At 57.5% G+C, this 25,696-nt stretch carries 26 protein-coding genes; 8 read left to right on the top strand and 18 right to left on the bottom strand.

What is annotated here, in order from left to right:
* The first annotated feature begins 63 nt into the window (after positions 1-63).
* The 4 genes from secA to RAE21_RS11300 are packed head-to-tail and all read left to right on the top strand — an operon-like array spanning position 64 to position 5,446.
* A complete protein-coding gene (gene secA / locus RAE21_RS11315; protein ID WP_313881461.1) occupies positions 64-2,817 on the top strand; it encodes a preprotein translocase subunit SecA in 2,754 nt (917 codons plus the stop codon).
* 10 nt (positions 2,818-2,827) lie between these two features.
* Positions 2,828-4,054, top strand: coding sequence for a bifunctional glutamate N-acetyltransferase/amino-acid acetyltransferase ArgJ (gene argJ, locus RAE21_RS11310; RefSeq protein ID WP_313881460.1), 1,227 nt, complete (start codon positions 2,828-2,830; stop codon positions 4,052-4,054).
* Positions 4,055-4,067: 13 nt separating this feature from the next.
* The gene (locus tag RAE21_RS11305) at positions 4,068-4,940 is read left to right on the top strand and encodes an ATP-binding protein (protein WP_313881459.1); all 873 of its coding nucleotides are present in this window, start codon (positions 4,068-4,070) and stop codon (positions 4,938-4,940) included.
* Positions 4,937-5,446 (top strand): NUDIX domain-containing protein, encoded by a 510-nt coding sequence (locus tag RAE21_RS11300; RefSeq protein ID WP_313881458.1) that lies wholly within the window; start codon positions 4,937-4,939, stop codon positions 5,444-5,446. The genes RAE21_RS11305 and RAE21_RS11300 overlap by 4 nt, the downstream gene beginning before the upstream one ends.
* Before the next feature lies 1 nt (position 5,447).
* Here the strand turns inward: RAE21_RS11300 and RAE21_RS11295 are convergent, their stop codons facing one another.
* Complete coding sequence (locus RAE21_RS11295; protein ID WP_313882699.1) at positions 5,448-5,657, bottom strand: DNA gyrase inhibitor YacG; 210 nt, start codon at positions 5,655-5,657, stop codon at positions 5,448-5,450.
* 76 nt (positions 5,658-5,733) lie between these two features.
* Between RAE21_RS11295 and istA the strand changes: the two genes are divergently transcribed.
* Positions 5,734-6,807, top strand: coding sequence for an IS21 family transposase (gene istA / locus RAE21_RS11290; RefSeq protein WP_428984048.1), 1,074 nt, complete (start codon positions 5,734-5,736; stop codon positions 6,805-6,807).
* Positions 6,804-7,631 carry an IS21-like element helper ATPase IstB gene (istB, locus tag RAE21_RS11285; protein WP_313879687.1) on the top strand — a complete coding sequence of 276 codons (828 nt, stop codon included), beginning with the start codon at positions 6,804-6,806 and terminating at the stop codon, positions 7,629-7,631. The genes istA and istB overlap by 4 nt, the downstream gene beginning before the upstream one ends.
* Before the next feature lie 183 nt (positions 7,632-7,814).
* Here the strand turns inward: istB and zapD are convergent, their stop codons facing one another.
* The 9 genes from zapD to rfbB all read right to left on the bottom strand — a co-directional run bounded on the left by zapD (position 7,815) and on the right by rfbB (position 16,530).
* The gene (zapD, locus tag RAE21_RS11280; protein WP_313881457.1) at positions 7,815-8,570 is read right to left on the bottom strand and encodes a cell division protein ZapD; all 756 of its coding nucleotides are present in this window, start codon (positions 8,568-8,570) and stop codon (positions 7,815-7,817) included.
* A 25-nt stretch (positions 8,571-8,595) separates the two neighbouring features.
* Positions 8,596-9,192 carry a dephospho-CoA kinase gene (coaE, locus tag RAE21_RS11275; RefSeq protein WP_313881456.1) on the bottom strand — a complete coding sequence of 199 codons (597 nt, stop codon included), beginning with the start codon at positions 9,190-9,192 and terminating at the stop codon, positions 8,596-8,598.
* Between the two features lie 14 nt (positions 9,193-9,206).
* Positions 9,207-10,052, bottom strand: coding sequence for a prepilin peptidase (locus RAE21_RS11270; RefSeq protein WP_313881455.1), 846 nt, complete (start codon positions 10,050-10,052; stop codon positions 9,207-9,209).
* Entirely contained in the window at positions 10,052-11,269 is a 1,218-nt protein-coding gene (locus RAE21_RS11265) for a type II secretion system F family protein (RefSeq protein ID WP_313881454.1), read from the bottom strand. Before RAE21_RS11265 ends, RAE21_RS11270 begins: the two co-directional genes overlap by 1 nt.
* Positions 11,270-11,290: 21 nt before the next feature.
* The gene (gene pilB, locus RAE21_RS11260; protein ID WP_313881453.1) at positions 11,291-13,024 is read right to left on the bottom strand and encodes a type IV-A pilus assembly ATPase PilB; all 1,734 of its coding nucleotides are present in this window, start codon (positions 13,022-13,024) and stop codon (positions 11,291-11,293) included.
* Between the two features lie 87 nt (positions 13,025-13,111).
* Positions 13,112-13,648, bottom strand: coding sequence for a dTDP-4-dehydrorhamnose 3,5-epimerase (gene rfbC / locus RAE21_RS11255; RefSeq protein ID WP_313881452.1), 537 nt, complete (start codon positions 13,646-13,648; stop codon positions 13,112-13,114).
* Positions 13,648-14,559, bottom strand: a complete 912-nt coding sequence (gene rfbA, locus RAE21_RS11250; protein ID WP_313881451.1) for a glucose-1-phosphate thymidylyltransferase RfbA — start codon at positions 14,557-14,559, stop codon at positions 13,648-13,650. Before rfbA ends, rfbC begins: the two co-directional genes overlap by 1 nt.
* Positions 14,560-14,563: 4 nt before the next feature.
* Positions 14,564-15,469 (bottom strand): dTDP-4-dehydrorhamnose reductase, encoded by a 906-nt coding sequence (gene rfbD / locus RAE21_RS11245; RefSeq protein WP_313881450.1) that lies wholly within the window; start codon positions 15,467-15,469, stop codon positions 14,564-14,566.
* Positions 15,466-16,530, bottom strand: a complete 1,065-nt coding sequence (rfbB, locus tag RAE21_RS11240; RefSeq protein ID WP_313881449.1) for a dTDP-glucose 4,6-dehydratase — start codon at positions 16,528-16,530, stop codon at positions 15,466-15,468. The genes rfbD and rfbB overlap by 4 nt, the downstream gene beginning before the upstream one ends.
* A gap of 172 nt (positions 16,531-16,702) precedes the next feature.
* Between rfbB and RAE21_RS11235 the strand changes: the two genes are divergently transcribed.
* Both RAE21_RS11235 and RAE21_RS11230 read left to right on the top strand, forming a co-directional pair.
* On the top strand, positions 16,703-17,098 hold the full coding sequence (locus tag RAE21_RS11235; RefSeq protein ID WP_313881448.1) for a type II secretion system protein: 396 nt from the start codon (positions 16,703-16,705) through the stop codon (positions 17,096-17,098).
* Positions 17,099-17,121: 23 nt separating this feature from the next.
* Complete coding sequence (locus tag RAE21_RS11230) at positions 17,122-17,787, top strand: PEP-CTERM sorting domain-containing protein (RefSeq protein WP_313881446.1); 666 nt, start codon at positions 17,122-17,124, stop codon at positions 17,785-17,787.
* Between the two features lie 65 nt (positions 17,788-17,852).
* Here RAE21_RS11230 and RAE21_RS11225 read toward each other — a convergent pair whose 3' ends face one another.
* The 8 genes from RAE21_RS11225 to RAE21_RS11190 form a co-directional block, all read right to left on the bottom strand.
* The gene (locus RAE21_RS11225; protein WP_428984063.1) at positions 17,853-18,290 is read right to left on the bottom strand and encodes an FxDxF family PEP-CTERM protein; all 438 of its coding nucleotides are present in this window, start codon (positions 18,288-18,290) and stop codon (positions 17,853-17,855) included.
* A 138-nt stretch (positions 18,291-18,428) separates the two neighbouring features.
* Complete coding sequence (locus RAE21_RS11220; protein WP_313881444.1) at positions 18,429-19,871, bottom strand: phosphomannomutase; 1,443 nt, start codon at positions 19,869-19,871, stop codon at positions 18,429-18,431.
* A gap of 4 nt (positions 19,872-19,875) precedes the next feature.
* Positions 19,876-21,198 (bottom strand): UDP-glucose dehydrogenase family protein, encoded by a 1,323-nt coding sequence (locus RAE21_RS11215; RefSeq protein ID WP_313881443.1) that lies wholly within the window; start codon positions 21,196-21,198, stop codon positions 19,876-19,878.
* Positions 21,199-21,262: 64 nt separating this feature from the next.
* A complete protein-coding gene (locus tag RAE21_RS11210; protein WP_313881442.1) occupies positions 21,263-21,742 on the bottom strand; it encodes a GDP-mannose mannosyl hydrolase in 480 nt (159 codons plus the stop codon).
* Positions 21,732-22,490, bottom strand: a complete 759-nt coding sequence (locus tag RAE21_RS11205) for a WecB/TagA/CpsF family glycosyltransferase (RefSeq protein WP_313881441.1) — start codon at positions 22,488-22,490, stop codon at positions 21,732-21,734. The genes RAE21_RS11210 and RAE21_RS11205 overlap by 11 nt, the downstream gene beginning before the upstream one ends.
* The gene (locus tag RAE21_RS11200) at positions 22,483-23,613 is read right to left on the bottom strand and encodes a glycosyltransferase family 4 protein (RefSeq protein ID WP_313881440.1); all 1,131 of its coding nucleotides are present in this window, start codon (positions 23,611-23,613) and stop codon (positions 22,483-22,485) included. Before RAE21_RS11200 ends, RAE21_RS11205 begins: the two co-directional genes overlap by 8 nt.
* 7 nt (positions 23,614-23,620) lie before the next feature.
* Positions 23,621-24,841 (bottom strand): glycosyltransferase family 4 protein, encoded by a 1,221-nt coding sequence (locus RAE21_RS11195; protein ID WP_313881439.1) that lies wholly within the window; start codon positions 24,839-24,841, stop codon positions 23,621-23,623.
* The gene (locus RAE21_RS11190) at positions 24,838-25,683 is read right to left on the bottom strand and encodes a glycosyltransferase family 2 protein (RefSeq protein ID WP_313881438.1); all 846 of its coding nucleotides are present in this window, start codon (positions 25,681-25,683) and stop codon (positions 24,838-24,840) included. Before RAE21_RS11190 ends, RAE21_RS11195 begins: the two co-directional genes overlap by 4 nt.
* Positions 25,684-25,696 lie beyond the last annotated feature (13 nt).

Here is a 25,696-nt window from a genome sequence, read left to right as displayed (position 1 = left end):
ACAAACAAAGGACTGTGCAGTCCGGTGAGCCCATGGTGGGTCCGTCGGGCAGTGCTCGCATTGATGGCTATTAACTTCCTTACCAAAATTTTTGGCAGCCGCAACGATCGTTTGCTCAAGCAGTATCGGGTCGTAGTAACTCGCATCAATGCACTAGAGCCTGAGTTCGAGGCCCTTACCGATGACGGACTCCGTGCCAAGACGCAAGAGTTCAAAGACCGTGTCGCCAAAGGCGAGACACTCGATGCCATCCTTCCGGAAGCTTTCGCTCTCGTACGCGAAGGCTCCAAGCGCGTCATGAAAATGCGCCACTTCGATGTGCAAATGTTGGGTGGAATGGCACTGCACTACGGGAAGATTTCAGAAATGCGCACCGGTGAGGGCAAAACGCTCACCGCGACGTTGCCGGTGTTTCTGAATGCACTGAGCGGTAAAGGTGTCCACGTTGTTACCGTCAACGATTACCTTGCCAGCCGCGACGCGCGATGGATGGGGCGCCTCTATAACTTCTTGGGACTGACCGTCGGCATAAACATGCCCCAAGCCCCGCGTGAAGACAAGCAGCAGGCCTACAACTCTGACATCACCTACGGTACGAACAACGAGTACGGTTTCGACTACCTCCGCGACAACATGGTCTACGAGGCGGGTGACCGGGTGCAACGCGGACTGAACTTTGCCATCGTGGATGAGGTCGATTCCATTTTGATCGACGAAGCCCGCACACCACTCATCATCAGTGGTCAAGCTGAAGACCACACCGAACTCTATCTCGCCATTAACAAAGCGATTCCGCGCTTGGTCAAGCAAGAGGGGGAAGCTGATCCCATCACTGGGCAAGGCATTACCAAGCCTGGCGACTTCACTCTAGATGAGAAGAGTCACCAAGTTTTCTTGACGGAACAAGGGCACGAAGTAGCCGAGTCCATTTTTGCAGAGCTGGGCTTGATACCTGCGGGCTCTTCTTTGTACGACCCGGCAAACATCACGCTGATGCATCACCTGTACGCAGCGTTGCGCGCCAATCATTTGTATCACCGCGACCAGCACTACGTTGTGCAAAACGGTGAAATCGTCATTGTTGATGAATACACCGGCCGTTTGATGACTGGTCGCCGTTGGAGCGACGGCTTGCACCAAGCGGTAGAAGCCAAAGAGGGGGTGCAGATCCAGGCGGAGAATCAGACCCTCGCATCCATTACCTTCCAGAATTATTTCCGCCTCTACAGCAAGCTGGCGGGTATGACCGGCACCGCAGACACCGAGGCCTACGAGTTTCAAGAGATCTATGGTCTCGAGACTGTAGTGATCCCGCCAAACCGTATCAGCCGCCGGGACGACCAGTTGGACCGTGTCTACAAGACAACCCGCGAAAAGTACGATGCGGCGATCAAAGACATCCGCGAATGCTATGACAGGGGCCAGCCTGTTCTGGTGGGAACCACATCAATTGAAAACTCAGAAATCATTGCTGAGCTCCTTGATAAAGAAAAGTTGCCTCATCAGGTCTTGAACGCCAAGCAACACGCGCGCGAAGCAGACATTGTGGCTCAGGCCGGTCGCGCAAAGATGATCACCATCGCGACCAACATGGCGGGCCGTGGTACCGATATTGTTCTTGGCGGCAACATGGACAAGCTGCTGGAGGCGATTGAGGGCGATGCCTCTTTGGACGAAGCTGCCAAGCAAGCCAAGGTCGCGGAGTTGAAAAGCCAGTGGCAAAAAGACCACGAAGCTATCAAGGCGCTGGGTGGCCTGCGAATCATTGCGACCGAGCGCCACGAGTCTCGCCGGATCGACAACCAACTTCGCGGTCGCTCAGGCCGCCAAGGTGATCCTGGTTCATCCCGCTTCTATCTGAGTCTTGATGACTCTTTGATGCGGATCTTTGCCGGAGACCGGGTGAAATCCATCATGGATCGCCTCAAAATGCCTGAGGGTGAGGCCATTGAAGCCGGTATCGTGACCCGTAGCATTGAGAGCGCGCAGCGCAAAGTAGAAGCGCGCAACTTCGACATGCGCAAGCAGCTGTTGGAATACGACGATGTGTCCAACGATCAGCGCAAGGTCATCTACCAGCAACGCAACGCAATTTTGGATGCCACCGATCTGGAGGCTCAGATTGCGGGTCTGCGCGAAGGTGCGTTTGAAGACATGGTGCGTCAGTTCGTCCCGGCAGAGTCGGTAGAAGAGCAATGGGACATTCCAGCGCTCCAGAAGATGCTGTCAGATGAATGGCAACTAAACCTCGATCTCCAGAAACAAGTAAGCAGCGCCAGCTCCATTACGGATGATGAAATCGTGACCACCGTCACTACGGCTGCGAACGAGGCTTTTGAGAGCAAAGTGAACTTGGTTGGCAAAGAAAACTTCACCCAGTTCGAGCGCATGGTGCTCTTGCAGAGTATCGATAGCCACTGGCGTGACCATCTGAGTGCCTTGGACTACCTGCGCCAAGGTATCCATCTGCGCGGTTACGCACAAAAGCAACCCAAGCAAGAATACAAACGCGAAGCGTTTGAACTATTCGGGCAGTTGCTCGACTCCGTCAAAAATGACGTTACCAAAATCTTGATGACCGTCAAGATCCAATCCAACGAACAATTGGAGCAGGCAGCCGACGCGATTGAATCGCGCGGGGAAAGCATCGCCAACGTCACCTACACCGCTCCCACAGAGACTGGTGAAGTCGAAACGACGACTGATGCCACTACCGTAAAAACTGCCGAGTCCGATGTGCCCCGTGTTGGCCGCAACGACCCTTGTCCTTGCGGCAGCGGTAAAAAATATAAACAGTGCCACGGCAAACTCTCTTGAAAGTCTTTGTATGCCAGTGAATCTCCCGCTGCCTGTTGCAGCCGACTTGTTGCCGGTGCCCGGTGTCCGTATCGGTGTTACCGAGGCAGGCGTTCGCAAGCCGGGCCGCAAAGATGTGACCGTGATGCTGCTGGACCCTGGCTGCGCTGTTGGCGGCGTGTTTACGACGAACCGCTTTTGTGCAGCTCCGGTACAAATTTGTCGCGAGCATCTCGCAGCCAGTGACATTCGCGCAGTCGTGATCAACACCGGCAATGCCAACGCCGGCACTGGAGCCGATGGGCTCGCGCGCGCCAAGGAAACCTGCTCCGCTCTTGCGGGCAAGCTCAGCCTCAAGGCCACGCAAGTACTGCCATTCTCCACCGGCGTGATCATGGAGCCACTGCCAGTGGACCGGATCGTGGCCGGCTTGGACGCGGCCATTTTGGATGCCCGGGAAAGCAACTGGCTCAAGGCGGCCGAGGGCATCATGACCACGGACACCCAGCCCAAAGCTTTCAGCGCAACGGCCATGGTGGACGGCTTCCCGATCACGGTCACGGGTATCAGCAAAGGCGCGGGCATGATTCGCCCGAATATGGCCACGATGTTGGGGTTCATTGCTACCGACGCCTGTATCGATGCGTCCGTGATGCCCGCCCTAGCACGCGAACTTGCCGAAGGTTCGTTCAACCGGGTGACGGTAGATGGCGATACCTCTACCAATGATTCGTTGTTGGTGATTGCTTCCAACAAGGCGGGCAATCCAACTGTCACTGATCTGGACGCGGCCTCTGCCGCCCCTCTAAAGCGCGCAATGCTGGAGGTTGCTCGCAAGTTGGCGCAAGCCATCGTCCGTGACGGCGAGGGCGCAACCAAGTTCATTTCCGTGCAAGTCGAGGGTGGCGGAACCGAAGCGGAGTGCCGTCTCGTGGCCTATGCCATTGCGCACTCACCCTTGGTGAAAACCGCATTTTTTGCCAGCGACCCCAACCTCGGCCGTATTCTTGCTGCCGTGGGCTACGCAGGTATCCAGGATTTAGATCAGTCACTCATCGAGCTGTTCTTGGACGATGTGCACGTCGCAACCCGCGGTGGTCGAAATCCCGCCTACCGTGAGGAGGATGGTCAGCGCGTCATGAAGCAAAGCGAGATTACCGTGCGCGTCCATTTGGGGCGGGGCGCTGCCAGCCAGACGGTCTGGACCTGCGACTTCAGCCACGACTACGTGACGATCAACGCCGACTATCGCTCCTGAACGGGATTGCTTGATGTCTGATGCACTAGAGCGCTTCTTCGCGCGGGCTGAACTGTTCATGCAGCGTGTGGAGGCCTCACTTCCGCACTCATTGACAGCGCCAGATTGGAATGCGTCGATCGCCTTCCGGTATCGTCGCCGGTCCGGCGGCCAGGGTGTTATCTCCCCGGTGCAGCATGTGGGTGCCATGTCATTGGACTCACTGCGCGAGATTGACGACCAAAAGGAAAAAATCCAACGCAATACAGCGCAGTTTGTGCGCGGTGGCTTGGCAAACAATGTCTTGTTAACCGGTGCCCGCGGTACCGGAAAGTCATCTCTTATTCGGGCATGCCTTCAGACCTACGCACCTTCAGGCTTGCGCCTCATCGAGGTGGACAAGGCAGACCTGATAGATCTCCAAGACATCATCGAACTGATTGCGGCAAGGCCGGAAAAATTCATCATCTTTTGTGATGATTTGAGCTTTGATGATGGCGAGCCAGGCTACAAAGCATTGAAGTCGGTGCTGGACGGATCCGTTGCAGCCTCCACCCCGAATGTGTTGATCTATGCGACCAGTAATCGGCGGCATCTTTTGCCCGAATACATGTCCGACAACCTGAGCTACAAGCACACCGAAGATGGGGAAGTGCATCCCGGCGAAGGGGTAGAGGAGAAAATCTCCTTGTCTGAGCGCTTTGGTCTGTGGGTAAGCTTTTACCCATTCAGCCAAGATGAGTATCTATCGATCGTCAACCAGTGGTTGACCGCCTTGGGTTTCGATTCAGCAGCCATTGAGGCTGCCCGCTCTGAGGCCCTCTTGTGGGCACTCGAGCGCGGAGCGCGGAGCGGCCGTGTCGCCTATCAGTTTGCACGCGATTATTCGGGGCGGGCCGCATCTTGACGGCATCCACCCCATTGGTCGCTGATCCTCAAGCCCAGCGTACGGGCAGTTCAGACCGTCCTGCTGTGGACGTTGCCGTGGGCGTGTTGGTTCGCCCGGATGGTGCGTTTTTGTTGACATCCAGGCCCCAAGGCAAGCCCTACGCAGGCTATTGGGAGTTCCCCGGCGGCAAGGTCGAAGCGGGTGAAACCATTGAGCAGGCACTGCGTCGTGAGCTCATAGAAGAAATCGGCATTCACATTGGCCCCGCCTTACCTTGGCGGGTTGAAATGGTCGACTACCCACACGCGCTGGTGCGTCTGCACTTTTGCAAAGTCTTTGAGTGGAGTGGCGAGCTGGAAATGCGCGAGTCCCAGAGCTTTGCGTGGCAACAGCTTCCAGTAGCGGTAGAGCCTGTCTTACCGGGTACCATCCCGGTGCTTGACTGGTTTGCCGCAGAGCGCAATCACACGGGTGCTACTGTTTCAGGAGCTACCAGCGCAGATTCTGCGCCGGTGATTGGCTGATTTACTGTAGTTTCGGGTCGCCGAATGGCGCCTCGTCGGGTGGTGCCTCCGTGGGCACTCTGAACGACTCGCTCGCCCAAGCACCCAAGTCCAAGTTCTTGCAACGCTCGCTGCAAAAAGGGCGAAACAGATTGCGCGGTCCGTAAACGCTATCGCCACCACACGCGGGGCAGCGCACCAGCTTTTCCAATGTCACGCGCAGTATGAAAATGACACGCAAACGCGGTGAGGAATTGATACACCTCGACTAACGTGCCAAGCCATCCGAACCATGGATGGGACTGGCAATGATTACGAACGAGGAGTACATGGAACTCAAGGTTTTAAGGAAGCACAGGCTGAGCTTGCGCGAGATATCGGCGCAAACTGGAATGGCAGTCAACACGGTGCGTAAGTATTTGGAGGGCGGTCCGCCGGCCATGAAGAAACTGCCGGAACGTAAAAGCAAGCTCGATCCATTCAAGGACTACTTGGCTGGACGTATTCAGGCGGCCAAGCCTGATTGGATTCCCGCAACGGTGCTGCAGCGTGAGATTGCCGCACAGGGGTATACGGGCTCCGTGCGCATCCTGCAGGAGTACCTCAAGGAGTTGCGTCCACAGGCGCGCCCGGATCCGGTTGTGCGGTTCGAGACCCAGCCCGGTGAGCAAATGCAGATGGACTGGATCGAGTTCCGCAAGTCTGGGCATAAAGACGGCATGTTGGCGGCGTTTGTGGCAACGCTTGGCCACAGCCGGGCGACCTTCGCGGAGTTTGTCACAGACATGAAGCTGGAGACACTACTGGCGTGCCATGTCAGGGCGTTCGAGAGCTTTGGTGGAGTCACCCGTGAAGTGCTGTACGACAACATGAAGACCGTCATCCTCAAGCGTGACGCCTACGGCAAGAACCTGCACCAGTTCCAGGGTGCCTTTGCTGACTTTGCGCACCACCATGGCTTTGTGCCGCGGGTGTGCAAGCCCTATCGGGCCAAGACCAAGGGCAAAGTCGAACGCATGAATGGCTACATCCGGCGCAGCTTCTGGGTGCCATTGGTGGCGAGTATGAAGCAGCAATGCTTGGTGGTGGACGCGGACACAGCCAATCGGGAAATGCGCACCTGGCTGCGTGACGTTGCCAATGTGCGGATCCACGGAACCACTGGGTGTGTGCCGGCACTGGCTTTGCAACAGGAGCGCACACATCTGCTGGCCATCCCCAGCGCCTACAGTGGGCGAACAGTGCGTCAATTGCAAAAAGTCACCGGTAGCGGCGCAGCAGTCCGGCCAATTCCAGCCGCGGCATGGCGAGGCCTGCAGCATCCTCTGGCGATGTATGACACGCTGGTGCACAACCAAGCCTCAGCAGGAGGACGACCATGAGCCTGCAAATGGAAAGACTGCGTGAACTGTGTGATCAGCTGCGCCTGCTCAACTTACCCGATCAGCTTGCCCACTTGGGGCAAATGGCGGCCAAGAAAGAGCTGGGGTACCTGGAGTTCCTGGAGCAAGCCTTGCGTGGCGAGGCTCTAGCCAGAGTGGAGAGAACACGCGCCATGCTCACGCGCATAGCGGGCTTCCCCGCCATCAAGACGCTTGATGAGTTTGACTTCCAGTTTGCCAGCGGCGTGCCCAAACCCCTGGTACAGGAGCTTGGCAGTCTGGCCTTCGTGGAGCGCAGCGAGAACGTGGTCTTGCTGGGCGCCAGTGGGGTGGGCAAAACCCACTTGGCCATCGCCTTGGGCTACAGGGCAACCCAGGCTGGAATCAAGACGCGTTTCATCACGGCGGCAGATCTGCTGATGACACTGAGCACGGCACTACGGCAGAACACCCTGGAAGAGGCTATCAAACGCATCGTGCGTCCCTACCGGCTGTTGATCATTGACGAGGTCGGGTACCTTCCCATGAATCGGGAACAGGCGAATCTTCTGTTCCAAGTCATTGCCAAACGCTATGAAGTGGGAAGTCTCATCCTGACCTCCAATCTGCCGTTTGGGCAATGGGACCAGACGTTTGCAGACGATGCCACGCTGACAGCGGCGCTACTTGACCGACTGCTCCACCACGCCCATGTGGTCCCGATTTCAGGAGACTCCTATCGCCTGAAAGATAAGCGGCGTGCCGGTGTGATTGCCGCCAGCAGCAATACCCTACTCAAACGAAAACGCAGTCACCTTGATACACAGGAGGAACAGGCAGCCTAAGGGCGCCAAGCAGTCAGTGGCGAGCCACTGACTGCTTGAAAGACAAGCAAAGACAAAACAGACAATCGCCCCACACAACGGTGTATCAAATCCACGCCGCGTTTGCGTTCGACAGCTGTATCAAATCGAAACTGCGTTTGACACCAACATCGGAGAGTCCATCGTCATTCGGCGCGGCGCCTATCAAGAGCACAAGGTCAGTTCAAAGCCCGTATCTTGCGCACTGGAGTGCAGCCGGTCGTCGGCTTCGTGTCGCATAAAGCGGATAGATACCATCAGCCGGTTACCGCTGATCTCAGGGATCACCTGTAGGGCAGGGTCCACCGCCAAGCGTAGCAGTTGGAAAGTGCGGCCCTGGGGCAGATTTTGCTGGAATTGCCCAGCGACCGCCATCACCTTCTGCGGGGCACCCGAGTCACGCAGCATCTTCAAGAGCAGGTGAATCGAGGCTGCCAAAGGCGCTAGTGTCGAGGCCCAGCGCTGCAAATCTTGCTGTCGTGCAGTCGCATCACGGTGCTGCCATGCATAGTAGGCGGGCAAATCAAACTCGCAGGTGCCTCCCGGGATACCCACACGGCTACGGATACTCATTAGCCAGTCGTTCTCGGTGAGCGATTGGCCCGACTTGCCGGCCAGTGCATTCAAGTCGGTAAAGCACTGGTCGAGTTGGTTCACAATTTTGTCGAGTGCCGCCTCGGAGATCGCGGGGTTGCCCCGGTAGCCATTCAACACCTGCTTTTGCTTGTCCAAGTCCTTCAGTACATCCGACTTCAGGTCAGCGCGTGCACCCACGTCCATGACCTCAAAAATGGTGGTCAACGCGAAGTGGTGGTCTAGGGGATCAGGTCGCCCCATCAACTCGGCTAGACGCAGAAACAAGTGTTCCAGCCGCAAATACGTGCGGATGCGTTCGTTGAAGGGGTATTCGTAAAGGATCACGCTGGTATTTCCGGTCGGCGGTCGATCATAGCCCGAACTTTGCGCCCATTTGCCTCGTCACCGCTTCAAGTTGCAGCAAAGACAGGTCCTCGTTAAAGATCACACAGTCGGAAGCCGCAAGCCTGGTGAGGCGTGGGGCTTGGCTATCGATGACAGCCTGCACTTCGCGGGCTTGAAGTGCGTTTCTCTGCACGACCCTGCGGATCTGCGTCTCGTTAGAGCAGTCCACCACGAGCACCTTATCGAGCCGCTTCCGCCAATGCGCAGACTCGACCAACAGGGGAATGTCCAGCACCACACATCGCGCACCACCGGTCTGAGCCTCCCGGGTGGCAGTCTCAATAGCGGCGCCGACCAGTGGGTGAATGATGGACTCCAGCAGCTTGCGGGCCTCAATATCTTGGAACACCTTTGCCCGCATTTTTACCCGGTCTAGTGCACCCGTGGCATCGATCATGTCCGTTCCGAATGCGGCGCTGATGGAGGCAATGGCGCTTCCACCCGTGGCAGTTGCCGCACGCGAAATCGCGTCGGCATCCACGACTGCTGCACCGCACTGCCCCAAGAAAGCGGCAACCGTGCTCTTCCCGCTGCCGATACCACCTGTGAGCCCGACCCGCATCTTGTGGGTCCTGCTTACAAGTTGGCCATCTGGCGCAAGGTGTCAGGCCCGATGATTAACGCGGCAAAGCCCGCGCCCGCCAGAAATGGCCCAAAGGGCACATAGCCCCCTTCCCGCAAACCGCTGGTGAACTTCATCGCAATACCCACGAGCGCACCTATTACGGACGCCAACAAGATCATGGGGATCAACACCGGCCAGCCAAACCATGCACCCAGCGCGGCAAACAGCTTGAAGTCACCATAGCCCATGCCTTCCTTGCCAGTCACCAACTTGAACAGCCAGTAAATCGACCATAACGATAAATACCCCGCAATCGCACCCCACAGGGCGGTATGCAAGGGTACCGCGGTCCACCCCAGGGCGGAGGCCACCAAGCCGAGCCATACCAAGGGCAGCGTAATGTCATCCGGCAGCAGGGTGGTGTCCCAGTCAATCATCGCCAAACTCACCAGCGCTGCGCAAAAGACACACCAAACCAAGGCTGTAACAGACAAGCCCCATTGCCATGCGCAGAACCCAAAGAGTCCGCCAGTCACCAGCTCAACAAGCGGGTAGCGCACGCTGATCGGCTTTTTGCATTCAGCGCAACGGCCGCGCAAAGCCACATAACTGACGACCGGGATGTTTTCGTACCAAGCGATCAGGTGGCCGCAGTGCGGGCAGCGCGACCGTGGCACCATCAAGTTAAACGGGGCTTGTGCAGGCGGCTCTTTGCCTGCCATCTCGGCATATTCCGCAGCCCATTGTTGTTCCATCATCTTGGGCAGCCTGTGGACCACCACATTCAAGAAGCTGCCGATCAGTAGCCCCAGCAAACCCAATACACCCACGTCCAACCATTGCAAACCGGTGCTCATCAAACCACTTGTCCCAACTTGAAGATCGGGAGGTACATCGACACCACAATCCCACCGATCAGCGTGCCCAGCACCACAATGATGATGGGCTCCATCAGGCTGGAGATGCCTGCCACCATGTCATCGACTTCCGCTTCAAAAAAGTCGGCCGCCTTACCCAACATATGGTCAATAGAGCCCGACTCTTCCCCGATGGCACACATCTGCAACACCATCGACGGAAACAAATTCGCATTCGACATGGCTGCAGTCAGTGAGGTGCCGGTAGACACTTCCTGCTGGATCTTTTGGGTCGCATTCAGGTACACCACGTTGCCTGATGCCCCGCCCACCGAGTCCAGAGCTTCCACTAGGGGCACCCCGGCCGCAAACATGGTGGACAGCGTACGGGTCCAACGGGCCACACAGCTCTTTTCCACCATGACACCGAAGATGGGCAGTTTGAGCATGACGCGGTCCATGAAGGCCTGCACTTTCTCGTTGCGGCGCCAAGCCTGCATGAAAAAGTACAACCCACCGCCAATCCCGCCGAATATCAGCCACCAGTACTCAATAAAAATCTCACTCAGGGCGATCACAAACAAGGTGGGCGCCGGCAGCTCTCCGCCGAAAGAGCTGAAGACCTGCTTGAACGACGGGATCACAAAAATCATGATCACCGAAACCACCACAAAAGCCACCACCAGCACCGCAATCGGGTACATCAGCGCAGACTTGATCTTGGATTTGATAGCCTCTGTCTTCTCCATATAGACCGCCAAGCGGTCCAGCAACTGATCCAGAATACCGGCCGACTCGCCAGCTTCTACCAAGTTGCAATACAGATTGTCAAAGTACAGCGGGTATTTGCGGAAGGCCGCACTCAGCGAGGTACCGGTTTCCACATCCGCGCGGATGTCGCTCAGCAACTTGGTCACACTGGGGTTCGGGTTACCGCGCCCGACAATGTCAAAGGCTTGCAGCAATGGCACACCAGCCTTCATCATCGTCGCCAACTGCCGGGTAAAGATCGCCATGTCTTTGGGCTTGATCGATTTGCCCGAGCGCATGCGCCGCTTTTTGATTTTGGTCGGCGTAACGCCTTGTCGGCGCAACATGGACTTCACTTGGTTTTCACCCACGGCCCGCGTCTCGCCCCGGACTTGCTTGCCGTTGCGGTCTTTGCCTTCCCATTCAAAAACCACGTCTTTGGTGGGCGCAGATTTTCCTGTTGCCATAGATCTCCCGGGGTTGCCCTTTTACTCGTTGGTCACAGCAAGCACTTCTTCCAACGAAGTCAGCCCTTGTTTCACTTTGTGCAAGCCGGACTGACGCAACGAGCGCACGCCCTCCAACTCTGACTGGGCGGCGATATCCATTGCACTGCCATCACGCAAAATAATGCGTTGAATCTCTTCACTGATGGGCATCACTTGGTAGATGCCCACCCGGCCTTTGTATCCGTTGTTGCAAGCCGAGCAACCCACTGCCCGATAAGGCTTCCAGCTCCCATCCAGATCAGCCTGCTTGAATCCAGCGTCCAGTAGCGCCAACTCCGGCACATCGGCCGGTTGCTTGCATTGCCCGCACAAACGCCGCGCCAAGCGCTGCGCAGTGATCAAAATGACGCTGGATGCAATGTTGAACGGCTGAATGCCCATGTTCCGCATCCGCGTGAGCGTTGTCGGGGCATCGTTGGTGTGCAAGGTCGACAGTACCAAGTGGCCGGTTTGCGCCGCCTTGATCGAAATGTCCGCCGTTTCCAGGTCCCGGATTTCACCCACCATGATGATGTCCGGATCCTGCCGCAAAAACGACTTCAGCGCCGCAGCAAAGGTCAGCCCCGCCTTTTCATTCACGTTCACCTGGTTGACACCCGGCAAGTTGATTTCGGAGGGGTCCTCCGCCGTGGCAATGTTCACCCCCGGCTGGTTCAGCATATTCAGGCAGGTGTACAGCGACACCGTTTTGCCGGAACCCGTAGGCCCGGTAACCAGAATCATCCCGTAAGGCCGTCCAATTGCCTTGAGCAGGCGTTCTTTTTCCTCGGCCTCGTAGCCCAGCGCATCAATGCCCAGCTTGGCACTGCTCGGGTCCAGGATACGGATCACAATCTTTTCGCCAAACAGCGTCGGCAGTGTGCTGACCCGGAAGTCAATCACCCGGTCCGCGCCCACCTTGAGCTTCATACGGCCGTCTTGCGGGACCCGCTTCTCCGAAATATCCATCCGCGAGATCACCTTGATCCGTGAGGCCAGCTTGTCTTTGATCGCAATCGGTGGGCTGGCTATTTCGCGCAATTCCCCGTCAATGCGGAAGCGCACCCGGTACTGGTGCTCGTAGGGCTCAAAGTGCAAGTCCGAGGCCCGCATGCTGAACGCATCCATTAGCATTTTGTGCAGGAAACGCACCACCGGTGCATCTTCGACATCCGCGGTCGCCGCTTGGGTAGTCTCAACAGCGGACTCGGCAGCGGCTTCATCAAACTCGAAGTCGCCACCAATGATCTCTTCCATCGCCTCGGTCGCAGTGACCGTATTGGCGTCCACAATCTTAGAGAGCTTGTCGTACTCCGCAATAACCCAGTCAAAACCCATCTGGGTCGCAAACTTGATGCGCTCCGCAGCCTGCTGGTCTGAAGGGTCTGCGGTAGCAATGATCAAGCGGTTACCGCGCTTGCTCAGCACCAACACCCTGAATTCCGTGCAAATCTTGGCGTCTAGCAGGCCCTTGGGCAGGCGTTGCACATCGACTGCATCGAGGTCCAGTAGCGGTGCCGCAAAGGCTGCAGACAGGGTTTGTGCCAGATCCAACGACGATACCGCCGCCGACCCCACCAATTCCGCCATAAAACTGTTTTTGCTCAACAGCGCTTTGCGGTAGATTTCTTCAGCCGTTTGCTGGGGAAGCTTGCCGGCTAGCACCAGCGCCCTGCCAATTCCCGGCAGGGCAACAGAAGCGGGGTCGCGGGTCAATGAATCAGCGGATGCCATAAGCCGTGAAGGATAGCGCAAGCCACGCATTCGCAGGGCGCCGGAATCACCCAGTTACGAATTTTCGACCCCCAAGCGTGGCGCTTTTCACACCGAGGTGAAAGAATCCCCGGCCATGTCCTTGGCTGACAACTTGGGCGCTATAGACATGGCAGGCCATTCGATCGCCAAAGTAGGGTCATTCCAGGCAATACATTTCTCAAAAGCAGGCGCGTAGTAGTCGGTGGTTTTGTACAAAAACTCAGCGGTTTCCGACAAAACCACAAAACCATGCGCCAGTCCCGGTGGCACCCACAGTTGCCGCTTGTTCGCGGCAGAGAGTATCTCGCCCACCCATTTTCCGTAGGTCGGAGATTCAGGCCGAATATCTACGGCCACATCAAAAACCTCGCCCTGAGCCACCCGCACCAGTTTGCCTTGGGGGTTTTGGGTTTGGTAGTGCAGCCCGCGCAGCACGCCATAGCCTGACTTGGAGTGGTTATCTTGCACAAAGGGCAATGTCACTCCGGTGACCTCACGAAACACGCGCTCGTTAAAGCTCTCAAAGAAAAAGCCGCGCTCATCCCCAAATACTTTGGGCTCCAGCAGCAACACATCTGCAATAGCAGTTCGGGTGACTTGCATCAAAAAACCTTTTCTTTCAACAAACGCAGCAGGTACTGGCCGTAGCCTGACTTTGCCAACGACTGCGCTAACACTTGTAATTGCGCATCGTCAATCCACCCGCTACGCCACGCAATCTCCTCAGGGCAAGCCACCTTCAGGCCTTGGCGGTTTTCAATGGTGTGGATGAACTGGCTCGCCTCCAGCATCGATTCATGGGTTCCTGTGTCCAGCCACGCATAGCCGCGGCCCATGGTCTGTACATCTAATGCGCCACGCTCCAGGTACATGCGATTCAGGTCGGTAATCTCCAACTCGCCCCGGGCAGAGGGCTTTACCTGCTTGGCCATCTCAACCACGTTGGCGTCATAAAAATACAGGCCGGTCACTGCATAGCGCGACTTCGGGGCCTTGGGTTTTTCTTCCAGGCTGATAGCCTTACCCGCTGCGTCGAACTCCACCACGCCATAGCGCTCCGGGTCATTGACCGCATAGGCAAACACGGTAGCACCGCTCGTTTGCGCGGTGGCGTTCTGCAGCAACCCCACGAAATCGTGCCCGTAAAAGATGTTGTCGCCCAGCACCATCGCGCAGGGGGCACTGTCCAGAAACTTTTCACCAATCAAAAACGCCTGTGCCAACCCGTCCGGTGAGGGCTGCACCGCGTATTCAATGTGAACACCCCACTGGCTGCCGTCGCCCAGCAACTGCTCAAACCGGGGGGTGTCTTGCGGCGTGCTGATCACCAGCACCTCCTTGATGCCTGCCAGCAGCAGCACACTCAAGGGGTAGTAAATCATGGGCTTGTCGTAGATCGGCAGCAGCTGCTTGCTGACAGCCTGGGTTGCGGGGTACAGGCGAATACCGGTCCCCCCCGCCAAAATAATGCCCTTGCGGGCTTTGGCACCGGTGTTGTGCGATGGTGTGTTCATTGTTTTACTTCCCTGATATCTCAATCAACATACGTTTCACGCCCGCTTGCCAGTGGGGCAGAGTCAAGCCAAACGCGGCTTGCAGCTTGCGGGTGTCCAAGCGCGAGTTCAGCGGCCGCTTGGCCGGTGTGGGGTAACTGCTTGTCGGGGTGGGGGGCACCTTGTCCGCGGTGGCTTTAAGTGGCAGCCCCAAAGCTGCCGCCTCAGCCAGTACAAACTGCGCATAGCCGTGCCAAGTGGTCTCCCCGGCAGCAACGCAGTGATACAGACCCGCCAATTCTGGGCGGGTTTGCAGGGTGCGTAAGGCATGGGCCGTCACATCGGCCAACAACTCTGCCGAGGTGGGGGCGCCGAATTGGTCGTTAATCACCGTCAGCGACTCGCGCTCACCCGCCAGGCGCAGCATAGTCTTGGCAAAGTTGCCACCCCGGGTTGCATATACCCAGCTGGTGCGCAAAATCAAATGCTTGGGGTTCAAGGCAACCGCCTGTTCGCCTTCAAGCTTGGTCTGGCCGTACACACTCAAAGGGCCCGTGGCATCGGCCTCGGTCCAAAGGCTGATGCCACTGCCATCAAACACATAGTCTGTGCTGTAGTGAATCAGCCATGCTCCTGTTTTGATAGCTGCTTGCGCAAGAGCTGCGGGCGCTAGGGCATTAATGGTTTTTGCAAGCTCTGGTTCGCTCTCAGCTTTGTCGACAGCAGTGTGCGCAGCCGCATTGACGATCACGTCTGGGCGCACTGCCTCTACCGTGCGTTCCAAGCCCGCCAAATCCGTAAAGTCGCCGCACAAGCCTTGTGGGTTCTGGCTCGCGTTAAAGTCCAGGGCCACTACCTCACCCAGCACGCTCAAAGACCGCTGTAATTCCCAGCCTACTTGGCCGCCACGTCCAAATAGCAAAATCTTCATGCTGCCGCCTTGGCGTTGGATGCTGCGACTCGGTAGCCGCCGCTCAACACGTTATCCACCCACTGCGGGTTGTCCAGGTACCACTGCACCGTTTTGCGGATGCCGGTCTCAAACGTCTCTGCCGGTTTCCAGTCCAATTGCTGCTCAATTTTGCGGGCGTCAATCGCATAGCGGCGGTCATGCCCGGGCCGGTCGGTCACAAAGGTGATTTGCTCTTTGTATGGCTTGCCGTCCGCGCGCGGCTTGAGTTCGTCCAGCAAGGCGCAGACGGTGTGCACGATATCGAGGTTCGGCTTTTCATTCCAGCCACCCACGTTATAGGTTTCACCAAGCACGCCCGCCTCAAGCACGCGGCGAATGGCGCTGCAGTGGTCTTTGACATACAGCCAATCGCGGATTTGCTGACCGTCCCCATACACCGGCAAAGGCTTGCCGGCTTGCGCATTGACGATCAGCAGCGGAATCAGCTTTTCCGGAAATTGGTAAGGCCCGTAGTTATTGCTGCAGTGGGTGGTCAGTACCGGCAGGCCATAGGTATGGTGATACGCACGGACCAAGTGGTCGCTAGCGGCTTTGCTCGCGCTATACGGACTATTGGGCTCGTAGCGGTTGGTTTCTGCAAAAGCCGGGTCCGTCTTGGCCAAAGAGCCGTACACCTCGTCCGTGGAGACATGCAAAAACCGGAAGGCCGCTTTGACGTCCGCTCCCAGAGCACCCCAGTAAGCGCGCACGCTTTCCAGCAAGTGAAAGGTGCCCACAATATTGGTCTGAATAAACTCTCCAGGCCCATGGATAGAGCGGTCCACATGGCTCTCTGCGGCAAAGTTCAGCACAGCCCGGGGCTGGTGTTCTTGTAGCAAGCGGGTGATCAGTTCCGCATCGCCAATGTCGCCTTGCACAAAAATGTGAAACGGGTTGTCAGCCACCGTGGCCAGGTTTTGCAAGTTGCCGGCGTAGGTCAGCTTATCCAGGTTGACCACCGTTTCGTGGGTCTCGGCCAACCAATCCAGCACAAAGTTGCTGCCGATAAAGCCGGCGCCGCCGGTAACCAGAATCGTCATGGTGGCTTTCTCGCATAGGGGTTGCAGCCCTGATTATCTTTCGAGGCGCACCCGCGCTCGCAAAACGACTGTCGTTAGTCCATTCGGCTCATCCATCCGGACTATTCCCTTCCTCGCTGCGCCTGCGTACTATCCTGTAACAACTGGTTACAGCCTTGCATTTCAGCCCACCATGCGCGCTTTATCGAACTCCCGTCACCCGCAAACCGGTTTCACCCTGATTGAGCTCGTCATGGTGATCGTCATCCTCGGCATCTTGTCTGCCGTGGCCATCCCCAAGTTTGTCGATTTGCGCAGCGACGCCCAAACCGCCGCCACCCAAGGCGTGGCAGGTGCCATCTCCGCCGGGGCTGCCATCAATGTGGCCACCCGCAAGGCCAACGCCAGCAAAGGCGTTGCGGTTACCGATTGCGCAGACGGCGCCTTGCTCCTGCAAGGGGGCCTGCCTGCCAACTACAGCTTGGGCGGCGGGCTGCCCTTGCCGGTGCCCGACGGGGAGACCGTCGTTTGCACCCTGAACGGCCCCAACGGCACTACAGCCAACGCCACCTTGATCGGCATTCTTTGATACATATTTTTCGGGAGACCTTTATGCTGCTACCCAGCGCCTTCCGGGCCATTGCCTCCACACTTGCAACCACTGCGGCGCTACTCTTTTCCGCCGGAGCGCACGCCCAAGCCCTCACGCTCACGTTTGATGCGCTCTCTGCTCCCTCGGGTACCTTGGCTGCCGGTGTGCAGTTGCAGCACAGCAGTAACACCCACTTTGTACTCAGCGGGGCCGGGTATCTGGTGGAGCCCGTGCCAGCCGGTAAATTTTTGGCCTACTACGGGCTGAGCAACCAGAGCGAAACACTTAGCCTTGCCCCAGGTACGAGCGGCACATTTGCGCTGCTCAGCCTCGACCTTGCAGGCATGCTCGGTGGCGGTGGCGGCACACTTACTGACCAGCTCAGCATCCAAATAACCGGCACCAAGCTCTACGGTGGCATGGTCAGCACCAGCCAGCCTCTTGCGCTGACGCCCGGCCGCTTCACCCATTACGACAGCAGTTATTTCGCAGGCTTTACCGGGCTGACCTCGGTGCAGTTCAGTGGCATTGGCTTCAACTACGCGCGCTATGTGGGGGTCGACAACATCGCACTCAGCATTACCCCCGTACCCGAGCCCGAAACCTATGCGCTCTTGCTCGCGGGTCTTGGCCTGGTGATGGTGGCCCGGCGGCGGGGTCAACCGCGGGGCCTGCAGCGCTCCTAAAAACAAAAAGGGCTGCAATTGCAGCCCTTTTTGATTGGGGCTCCAGCGTGTGGGGCCGGCGCCTTTCAGGCCATAGCCTTCTTGCGGCGGCGGGCAATCACGCCCATCACTCCCAAGCCGGCCAACAACATGGCGTAAGACTCAGGTTCGGGTACCGGCGTCACGTCGTACTGGGCGATCACCAGATTAAACCCGCCACCCAACACTTGGCCAGAGGCCCACAGCGAATAAGTGCCGCTACCCAAGTTGCTAAAGGTGAATGTGCTGCCTGTTGCAGTACCCTGCAGAGCGCCACCCTTGTACAGCGACGTAGTCAAGTTGGCGATGGGGCTCGCGGTGTAGCTCGTGCCCGAGGCACCCACTGCGCTCACCAGATAGTCAATCGTGCCGGTCAAGTTCGACAAGCCCAACACATCCACCGTGCTCAGCGCCTGGTTAAAGCTACCGGTCACCAATGCGGGGGCCGAAGTGGAAGCCTGAGCTCCCAGCGACGCAACCGCCATCACCACTGCAGCTAAAGCTGTTTTCATAGTCATAACCTCTCCTGTGAGTCAAAAGCCGCACCATTGCAGCGTGTATGCAGGGTAGGGTCGGCCGCGAGAGTTGTACATAGTCCTTTTGGCTGACCCGTGGCGTGCAAGCTACGCCTGTGCAGCCACCTTCAGAACCCGCAACAGGCAGTCATCGCACAATTGTTTGGCCTGATCGACCGTGGTGCTCTCGGCGTAGCAGCGCAGCTCGGGGGCATTGCCGCTGGGGCGCAAGTGAACGATGTCGCCTGACGCAAACAGCACTCGCAAACCATCGGTCTCGTCGATCGAAACCACTTCGCCTGCTTGGGGGGCCATCAGCTCGCGCAAGGCGGCATGGTCCATGCGCAAGCGCACGATCAGCGCCAGGCTGCTGGCAGTGGCAAAGTTTTGAATCCGGTCGCTGGCGGTAAACCGCTTGGGCAGGCGGTAACCCACCTCGGACATTTTCAGCTTGCCCGCTTTGGCGCCGCACAGCAGGGCCAGCATCGGCAGCACCGCATCGCGTGTGGGCAAAGGCCCCAGGCGGCGGCCGTCCCGCAGCACCTGGCTGCCCAGCAAAAAGCCGCCATTGGCCTCAAAACCCACCACCAGCTCTGCACCCGCCTTGGCGGCGTTTTGCATGCCCTCAATCACATAGGGCGAGCCAATCCGGGTGCGCACCACCTGCGCAAAACTCTGGGTGCTCTCCAGTGCGCTATTGCTGCTCACGGGAGTGACTACCGCAGTCGCTTGGAGCTGCTGCGCCGTCAAAATGCCCACCACATCGCCGCGCAGCCACTCACCGCGCTCGTCGCCAATCAGGGGGCGATCGGCATCGCCGTCGGTAGACACAATCGCATCAAAGTCATGCAACTCCGCCCACTCGCGGGCCTGCTCAATATCCTCGTGGCGCACCGCCTCGGTGTCGATGGGTACAAACACATCGGTTCGGCCCAGCGAAATCACCTCTGCGCCCAGCGCCTCCAAAATAGTGCGCAGCACATCACGCGCCACACTGCTGTGCTCGTAGACGGCAACCGTCTCGCCCGCCAGCGCCTCAGTGCCAAAGAAATCCACATACCGGCGCACATAGGCCTGCTCGACCTGTGGGTCGGGGGCGGGCAGGGCAGGGAGCTTCAAGTCCCGGGGCACTCCCACCAAAAAGTCCAGCATGGCGCGCTCGTCGGCTTTGGTGATCTCGCCTTCTTCGCGGTAAAACTTGATGCCATTGCGGTCAAACGGAATATGGCTGCCCGTGACCACAATCGCCGGTGCGCCCAGTTGCGCCGCATACAGCGCCAGTGCCGGCGTGGGCAGGGCGCCACCGTACACCACCTGCATACCCAAACTTTGAATCGCTGCCGCGCAGGCCGCCGCAATCGCCGGGCTGCTGGGGCGCAAATCGTGGCCCAGCACAATGGTGGTGGCCTTGGGCACTACGGCGTTCAAAAACGCGGTGGTGTAGGCGTGGCACAAGCCCGAGGTCATGTCCACCACCTTGCCGCGCGCACCGCTGGTGCCAAATGCCACGCCGGATTGGATAGCTAAATCTTGCAGGGTCAACACTGTCATTGCGTTAGCGTCCGATAGCTTGGTACTCAATGCCCATGCTGCGCACCAGCTTGGGGTCGTACAGGTTGCGGCCATCAAAAATCACAGGCTGCTTGAGCTTGGATTTGATGTTCTCAAAATCCGGGCTGCGGAACTCGCGCCACTCGGTCACGATGATCAGCGCATCCGCCCCCTCCAGCGCAGCCGTCTGGCTATCGGCATAGCTCAGGCGCGGCTCATCCGGGAAGCAGTGCTGCGCCTCTTTCATCGCCACCGGGTCATAGGCCGTTATGGTGGCCCCTGCATCCAGCAAATCTTGAATCACATCGCGGCTGGTGGCCTTGCGCATGTCGTCGGTGTTGGCTTTAAAGGCCAAGCCCCATATTGCAAAGTGCTTGCCCGTCAAATCGGTGCCAAAGCGTTTTAGCACCTTGCCGCCCAGTACGCGCTTTTGGGCGTCGTTGGCGGCTTCTACCGCGGTCAGCACCTGCAGGTGAATGCCGGCATCGTCTTGCGCGGTTTTCACCAGGGCCTGCACGTCTTTGGGAAAGCACGAGCCCCCATAACCCGCACCGGCGTACAAAAAGTCGTAGCCAATGCGCGGGTCCGAGCCAATGCCCTTGCGCACGTTTTCAATATCGGCACCCAGCTTTTCGGCCAGGTTGGCCAGCTCGTTCATAAAGCTGATGCGCGTCGCCAACATGGCGTTCGCGGCGTATTTGGTCAGCTCCGCGCTGCGGATATCCATCACGATCAAACGGTCGTGGTTGCGCTGGATCGGCGCATACAGCGCGCGCATATTGAGCGCGGCCTGCTCGTCCTCGCAGCCCACCACAATGCGGTCGGGGCGCATAAAGTCGTCAATGGCTGCGCCTTCTTTCAAAAACTCGGGGTTGCTCACCACGCTGAAAGGCGTGTTCACCCCGCGCTTGGCCAGCTCGTCGGCAATGGCGGCTTTCACCCGGTCAGCAGTGCCCACGGGCACGGTGCTCTTGTCTACCACCACCTTGTAGTCGGTCATGTACTTGCCGATATTGCGGGCGGCCGCAATCACATATTTCATGTCGGCCGAGCCATCTTCATCCGGCGGGGTGCCCACCGCAATGAACTGCACCGTGCCAAAGTGCGCAGCTTTTTCCACATCGGTGGTGAAGTGCAAGCGGCCCGCCGCCACATTGCGCTTGACCATCTCTTGCAGGCCCGGCTCGTAGATGGGGATGCCGCCGTCTTCCAAAATCTTAATCTTGGCCGGGTCCACATCCAGGCACAGCACATCGTTGCCCACATCCGCAAAACAAGCGCCTGACACCAGGCCCACGTATCCGGTCCCAATCACTGTAATTTTCATCTCTCACTCCCTCTCTAATTTAAATAAAAAAGGCCTGTAGCGCTCATATAAACTGCGCTAACAGCTATATTTTTGATAGCAATATGGCATCCACATAGTCTTTGGTAAAGCGGTGCACATCGGCAGAGGCTTGTGCCTCGGCCAGCGGCCACCAGCGCAGTGCGCTGTGCTGGGCATCGGCCGCAGCAAGCTCGGTGCCAGCATGCAGTTGCACCAGGTTACCCATCACCACATAGTGGGTAGACACTCCCACATCCCCCGCAAAACAGTCATTGTAAAAGTGCTCAAAGGCACCCATATGACGGGGCGGCACCGGCAAATCAGCCAGCTGCAGGCCCAGCTCGTCGTGCGCCACCCGGGCCAGGGCTGCCTGCATGGTTTCGTTTTTGCGGATGCGCCCGCCCGGCACAAACCAAGAGCCCTCTGCCGGCCGGTTGTTGCGCAAGCCCAGCAATATCTCGTTGCCGCCGCGCACCACCACAAGGTCCATCGCCACTAGGGGCGCAGCGTCTACCACGCCTAAAAAAACGTCTTTACTCAGCATGGCGGCGCGCTAGCAGTTGGCGGGCTGCTCCCGCAATAAACAAAGTGTTGGTCACCAAGTACCGCCGCCACAAGCGGCGGGGCTCAGACACCAAGCGGTGCAGCCACTCCAAGCCCGCGTTTTGCATCCACAGCGGTGCCCGCTGAATGGTGCCCGCGTGGTAATCAAACGCAGCGCCCACCCCAATCATCACCGCCTGAATGCGCCCGCGGTGCGCAGCCATCCATAACTCCTGCTTGGGGCAACCCAAGCTCACCCACACCGTGCCCGCGCCCGATGTGTTGATGCGCTCTACCACCGCTGCATCTTCCTCGGCGGTGAGTGTGCGAAACGGCGGCGAATACGCCCCCGCCACCCGCAGTGCCGGGTAAGTCGTTGCTAGCTTGGCTTGCAATATGGTGAGCGTTTCTTCGGTGCCGCCGTACAGGTAAATCGACTCGTTGCGCCCAGCCGCCTCTGCGCAATACTTCCACATCAGGTCCGGCCCGTTAATGCGCTGCTGGTTGGCGAATCCTAGCTTGCGCATCATCCAGGCGACCGGGGCCCCGTCGGGTGTTGCCATATCGGCTTGTGCCACCACGGTGCCAAAGGCCGGGTCTTGCCCGGCAGTAACCACCGAGTGCGCATTGCAGATACACACATAGCGGCTCTCGCGTGCGGCTGCCCATGTGGCTATGCGCGTGAGCGCTTCGGGCCAGGCGACTGCGTCGATAAACGCGCTTAAAACTTTGTGCCCCGCTTTAGCCATTTACCGCTGCCTCGATACCGTCCGCAAAGCGCTCCACCATGTGTTCAAGGGTGTAATGCTCACTATCTGCCAAAGCGCTGGCCTTCATGCGGCCCAAACGCGCTTTGTCTTGAATCACGTTCAGCACCGCTTGGCTATAGGCCTCGGGCGTGTCGTCGCTGTACACACCGTTTTCGCCGTCCCGGAGGTAGGCCACCTCGGGGGAGTGGCGGGCGGTGCGGGTAGTCATCATCACCATGCCAGCGCAAAACGCATCCACGATATGCAGGCCCACCAAACCGGGGTTCAGCATCACGTCGCCCATACGGAAGTAAAGCGCTTTTTCGCGCCCTTTGCGTACACCCATCAGGTGCATCCAGGGGCGGGTAGCTGCTGCATCGCGCATTTCAGGCATGGAGGGGCCATCCCCAATCACCACCAGCGCAAACTCCGGCATACGCTGGCGAATCAAGTCGGCCGCTGCAACCAGCAAGCCCAATTTCTTGTCTGGGTAGAGGGATCCGCAAAACACACCGACTGGTGCGTTGCCAGCAATGTCTAGTTGCTGTTTGGCGGCGAGCACCTCAGCCGTTGACCAAGAGGCCAAATCAGCCTTGAAGCTACTCGTGTCTATCGCGTTATCTAGGCAGGTAATTTGTGACGAGGGGTAGCCAGCCTTGGCCAGAATGTCCACCGTCATATCGGTGTATGCAAACCACCAGTCCACCCGCCGGATCAAAAAGTTTTTCCATTGCTCGCGTAAGCCAGTCGGGGCGTCACTTTGGAAGTTCTTGCCATGGCCCCAATAACCCACTTTTCGCTTTGACCATAGTCGACTCAGCAGCAAAGGGTAGTTAGACAGGATGCGACTCTCTTGCATCACGACAACCAAATCTGCGTCTTCCAAGTGGGCGGGGTAGGGTTGCCACACCAAGTCACGGGGGCCGACCTCCCAAAAACGATTTATTACCGTGTGTGCCCAAGGCAGCACGCCTTCGTCCTTCTTGACAGACTCTCGTCGCGAAGCTTGCCCATGTACTAGCTCTAGCTGGACGCCTTTTGCTTCGCAGGCCCGTTTCAACAGTTCGAAAAGCTTGGTGCGGTAGTGCAGCAGGCGATATTGGAATATGACTACTTTCTTCATTTGCGCTCTATTTTTTGCCAGTGGCTTGCTCGATAAGTGACATCACCCGTTCAATCTGTCTTTCCCATGTCAAGTCATTTGCCCGTGCGAGTGCATTGATACTCAATTGTTGATGCCACGCAGCATCGTCGAGCATGTTCTTCAACGCTTGCGACAAAGCGACCGTTACCTCAGATTCAGTCGCCTGTTGTGCTGGCACTACAGCGCCGCAGCTTGCGTCTACAAAGCAACTGGGCCCACCGAGATCTAGGCAGATTACCGGGAGGCCAAATGACAAAGCTTCGATCACCACGTTGCCGCCTGAATCGTGCAAGCTTGGGAAAAGGAGTACATCGAACTCGGTGTATCTGCGGAATAGCTCGTTTTGGGGAAGCTTCCCAATGAAGTGGACACTGGAGCTCAAGCCCAATTGATTCACCTGAGTCCTGAGTGCGGGGTCCGTCGGACCCTCGCCCACAATCGTGAATTCCCCTTTGCCGCCTTCGGCTAAGAACTGAGCGAATGCGTTTATTGCGAGATGGACGCCCTTCCATCCTAGCAAGCGACCTGCGAAAAGTACTTTCAAAGCGCCGGCATGCGGTTTGCGGTGTGCAGCATCAACGCGTGCAGGGTACCCACCAATTTCTTGTTGGACTTTTGTTTTTGCGAGGGCCCACGCAGGCAGTATTTGCCGAGTGTCATCTGTGCGTGCAATCACCAAGTCAGCCTGTTTGTAAGTGGCACGTAGGCCCGGCAGTATCCAGGCAACTTGGTTCACAACATCTCGGGCCAGTTCCCGCAACTTCTCTTTAATAGGCATGCTCTTCCAAAGGCGCATAGGCGCCCGCTCGCCTCCGCCTACCGGACCAAAGACAAAAGGCTTGCCAACTTTCCACATCCAGCTAGGTTGCCGAAAAACACCATAGGTAAGGTGCCAACAGACGTCGAAGTCGTGGTCCTCATCTAGCTTCTTGGCTATGCGCCATGCGCCCATCTGCCACGCCTGGTAAATCAAGTGGGCAGTTTTGGAGTTCAACGACAGTGTTGATAACCAACTAGGGCGGTAGTAGACGAACTGGAGGTTTGATGGCAGCGGGTCTGAAAACTTTTCTATCAACAGTTTGCGTGAGACATCAGTAAGAACCCAGACTTGGTGTTTCTTAGCGAGTTCACATGCATAGACCCATCCACCTCCCGCCTCACTTCCGGTGTTTGGAGCACAGGCGAAGGCACTGAGAAGGATTTTCATACCTTCTTCCCGGCTATGACCCTGACGTAACCTCGCAGAAAGTGGATCGGCCAAAGCAATCCACCATGACGCCAGCACATTGTTAGCCAAGACCGCCACGGCAGTCCTTTTCTTGAAAAAATCTGTTTCAAGCGCTGCCGCGCGGAGAGCGTGCGATCATTGTGAGTGCCACTAACCGGATTTCGAGCGCAGGCGCCAACGAAATCGGCCGTGAGAAGTAGGCGTATTCCAAGTTTCTTTGCTCTCTTTGAATAGTCGGTGTCCCCCATGCCGTGCTCAAAAGTAGGGTCTAAGTTCTTGAGCTGCAGAGCGATCTCGTGAGGAATTAAAACTACATTTCCGTTCATGACATCTACATCTTGTGGGATGCCGCTCGGGGAAAGCAGGGAAGCCAAAAACGGTCGTATGAGTGGACTTTCATCACGTAGGCCGCCATAAGTGACGCAGCCAGTTTCGGGGTCGTTAACCGCGCCAACAATAATCGCCTGCTCCGAACCTGCAAATTCCATCGCCGAATTCAGGTACTTGAAGGCATCTGGCACTAGCATGGTGTCGTCATTAAGCCAAAGATAGTTTTCGTAACCATGACGCATAGCTAATCCAAATATGTGGTGCATGCTTCGGTTCCAAAAAAAACTACCATCGCCGCGTATCACTTCGATATTGAGATTTAGGTGTTTAGCCGCATCAGCCGTTCCATCTGATGATCCATCATCAAACAAAAAAATCTTAAATTCGATATTGGCTTCATTGGCGCAGATTGCGAGGTTTCGTAGACACGCAATTGTTTTGCTTCGTCTGTTGTGGCAGGCAATTAACACTGCAGTTCTATTGGAATTCATTGTGATAGTTTTC

It is taken from the genome of Rhodoferax potami, from assembly GCF_032193765.1.
Classification (GTDB): Bacteria; Pseudomonadota; Gammaproteobacteria; order Burkholderiales; family Burkholderiaceae_C; genus Allorhodoferax; species Allorhodoferax potami.
Note: the sequence above shows the minus strand (reverse complement) of the source record. Positions and strands in the feature narration are given on the sequence as shown.

What these genes read in the sequence shown, in the direction of transcription:
- secA (WP_313881461.1), top strand. Translation starts at nt 64, where the DNA reads ATGGCTATTAACTTCCTTACCAAAATTTTTGGCAGCCGCAACGATCGT.
- argJ (WP_313881460.1), top strand. Translation starts at nt 2,828, where the DNA reads ATGCCAGTGAATCTCCCGCTGCCTGTTGCAGCCGACTTGTTGCCGGTG.
- RAE21_RS11305 (WP_313881459.1), top strand. Translation starts at nt 4,068, where the DNA reads ATGTCTGATGCACTAGAGCGCTTCTTCGCGCGGGCTGAACTGTTCATG.
- istA (WP_428984048.1), top strand. Translation starts at nt 5,734, where the DNA reads ATGATTACGAACGAGGAGTACATGGAACTCAAGGTTTTAAGGAAGCAC.
- istB (WP_313879687.1), top strand. Translation starts at nt 6,804, where the DNA reads ATGAGCCTGCAAATGGAAAGACTGCGTGAACTGTGTGATCAGCTGCGC.
- coaE (WP_313881456.1), bottom strand. Translation starts at nt 9,192, where the DNA reads ATGCGGGTCGGGCTCACAGGTGGTATCGGCAGCGGGAAGAGCACGGTT.
- RAE21_RS11270 (WP_313881455.1), bottom strand. Translation starts at nt 10,052, where the DNA reads ATGAGCACCGGTTTGCAATGGTTGGACGTGGGTGTATTGGGTTTGCTG.
- RAE21_RS11265 (WP_313881454.1), bottom strand. Translation starts at nt 11,269, where the DNA reads ATGGCAACAGGAAAATCTGCGCCCACCAAAGACGTGGTTTTTGAATGG.
- pilB (WP_313881453.1), bottom strand. Translation starts at nt 13,024, where the DNA reads ATGGCATCCGCTGATTCATTGACCCGCGACCCCGCTTCTGTTGCCCTG.
- rfbC (WP_313881452.1), bottom strand. Translation starts at nt 13,648, where the DNA reads ATGCAAGTCACCCGAACTGCTATTGCAGATGTGTTGCTGCTGGAGCCC.
- rfbA (WP_313881451.1), bottom strand. Translation starts at nt 14,559, where the DNA reads ATGAACACACCATCGCACAACACCGGTGCCAAAGCCCGCAAGGGCATT.
- rfbD (WP_313881450.1), bottom strand. Translation starts at nt 15,469, where the DNA reads ATGAAGATTTTGCTATTTGGACGTGGCGGCCAAGTAGGCTGGGAATTA.
- rfbB (WP_313881449.1), bottom strand. Translation starts at nt 16,530, where the DNA reads ATGACGATTCTGGTTACCGGCGGCGCCGGCTTTATCGGCAGCAACTTT.
- RAE21_RS11235 (WP_313881448.1), top strand. Translation starts at nt 16,703, where the DNA reads ATGCGCGCTTTATCGAACTCCCGTCACCCGCAAACCGGTTTCACCCTG.
- RAE21_RS11230 (WP_313881446.1), top strand. Translation starts at nt 17,122, where the DNA reads ATGCTGCTACCCAGCGCCTTCCGGGCCATTGCCTCCACACTTGCAACC.
- RAE21_RS11225 (WP_428984063.1), bottom strand. Translation starts at nt 18,290, where the DNA reads ATGGCGGTTGCGTCGCTGGGAGCTCAGGCTTCCACTTCGGCCCCCGCA.
- RAE21_RS11220 (WP_313881444.1), bottom strand. Translation starts at nt 19,871, where the DNA reads ATGACAGTGTTGACCCTGCAAGATTTAGCTATCCAATCCGGCGTGGCA.
- RAE21_RS11215 (WP_313881443.1), bottom strand. Translation starts at nt 21,198, where the DNA reads ATGAAAATTACAGTGATTGGGACCGGATACGTGGGCCTGGTGTCAGGC.
- RAE21_RS11210 (WP_313881442.1), bottom strand. Translation starts at nt 21,742, where the DNA reads ATGCTGAGTAAAGACGTTTTTTTAGGCGTGGTAGACGCTGCGCCCCTA.
- RAE21_RS11205 (WP_313881441.1), bottom strand. Translation starts at nt 22,490, where the DNA reads ATGGCTAAAGCGGGGCACAAAGTTTTAAGCGCGTTTATCGACGCAGTC.
- RAE21_RS11200 (WP_313881440.1), bottom strand. Translation starts at nt 23,613, where the DNA reads ATGAAGAAAGTAGTCATATTCCAATATCGCCTGCTGCACTACCGCACC.
- RAE21_RS11195 (WP_313881439.1), bottom strand. Translation starts at nt 24,841, where the DNA reads ATGAAAATCCTTCTCAGTGCCTTCGCCTGTGCTCCAAACACCGGAAGT.
- RAE21_RS11190 (WP_313881438.1), bottom strand. Translation starts at nt 25,683, where the DNA reads ATGAATTCCAATAGAACTGCAGTGTTAATTGCCTGCCACAACAGACGA.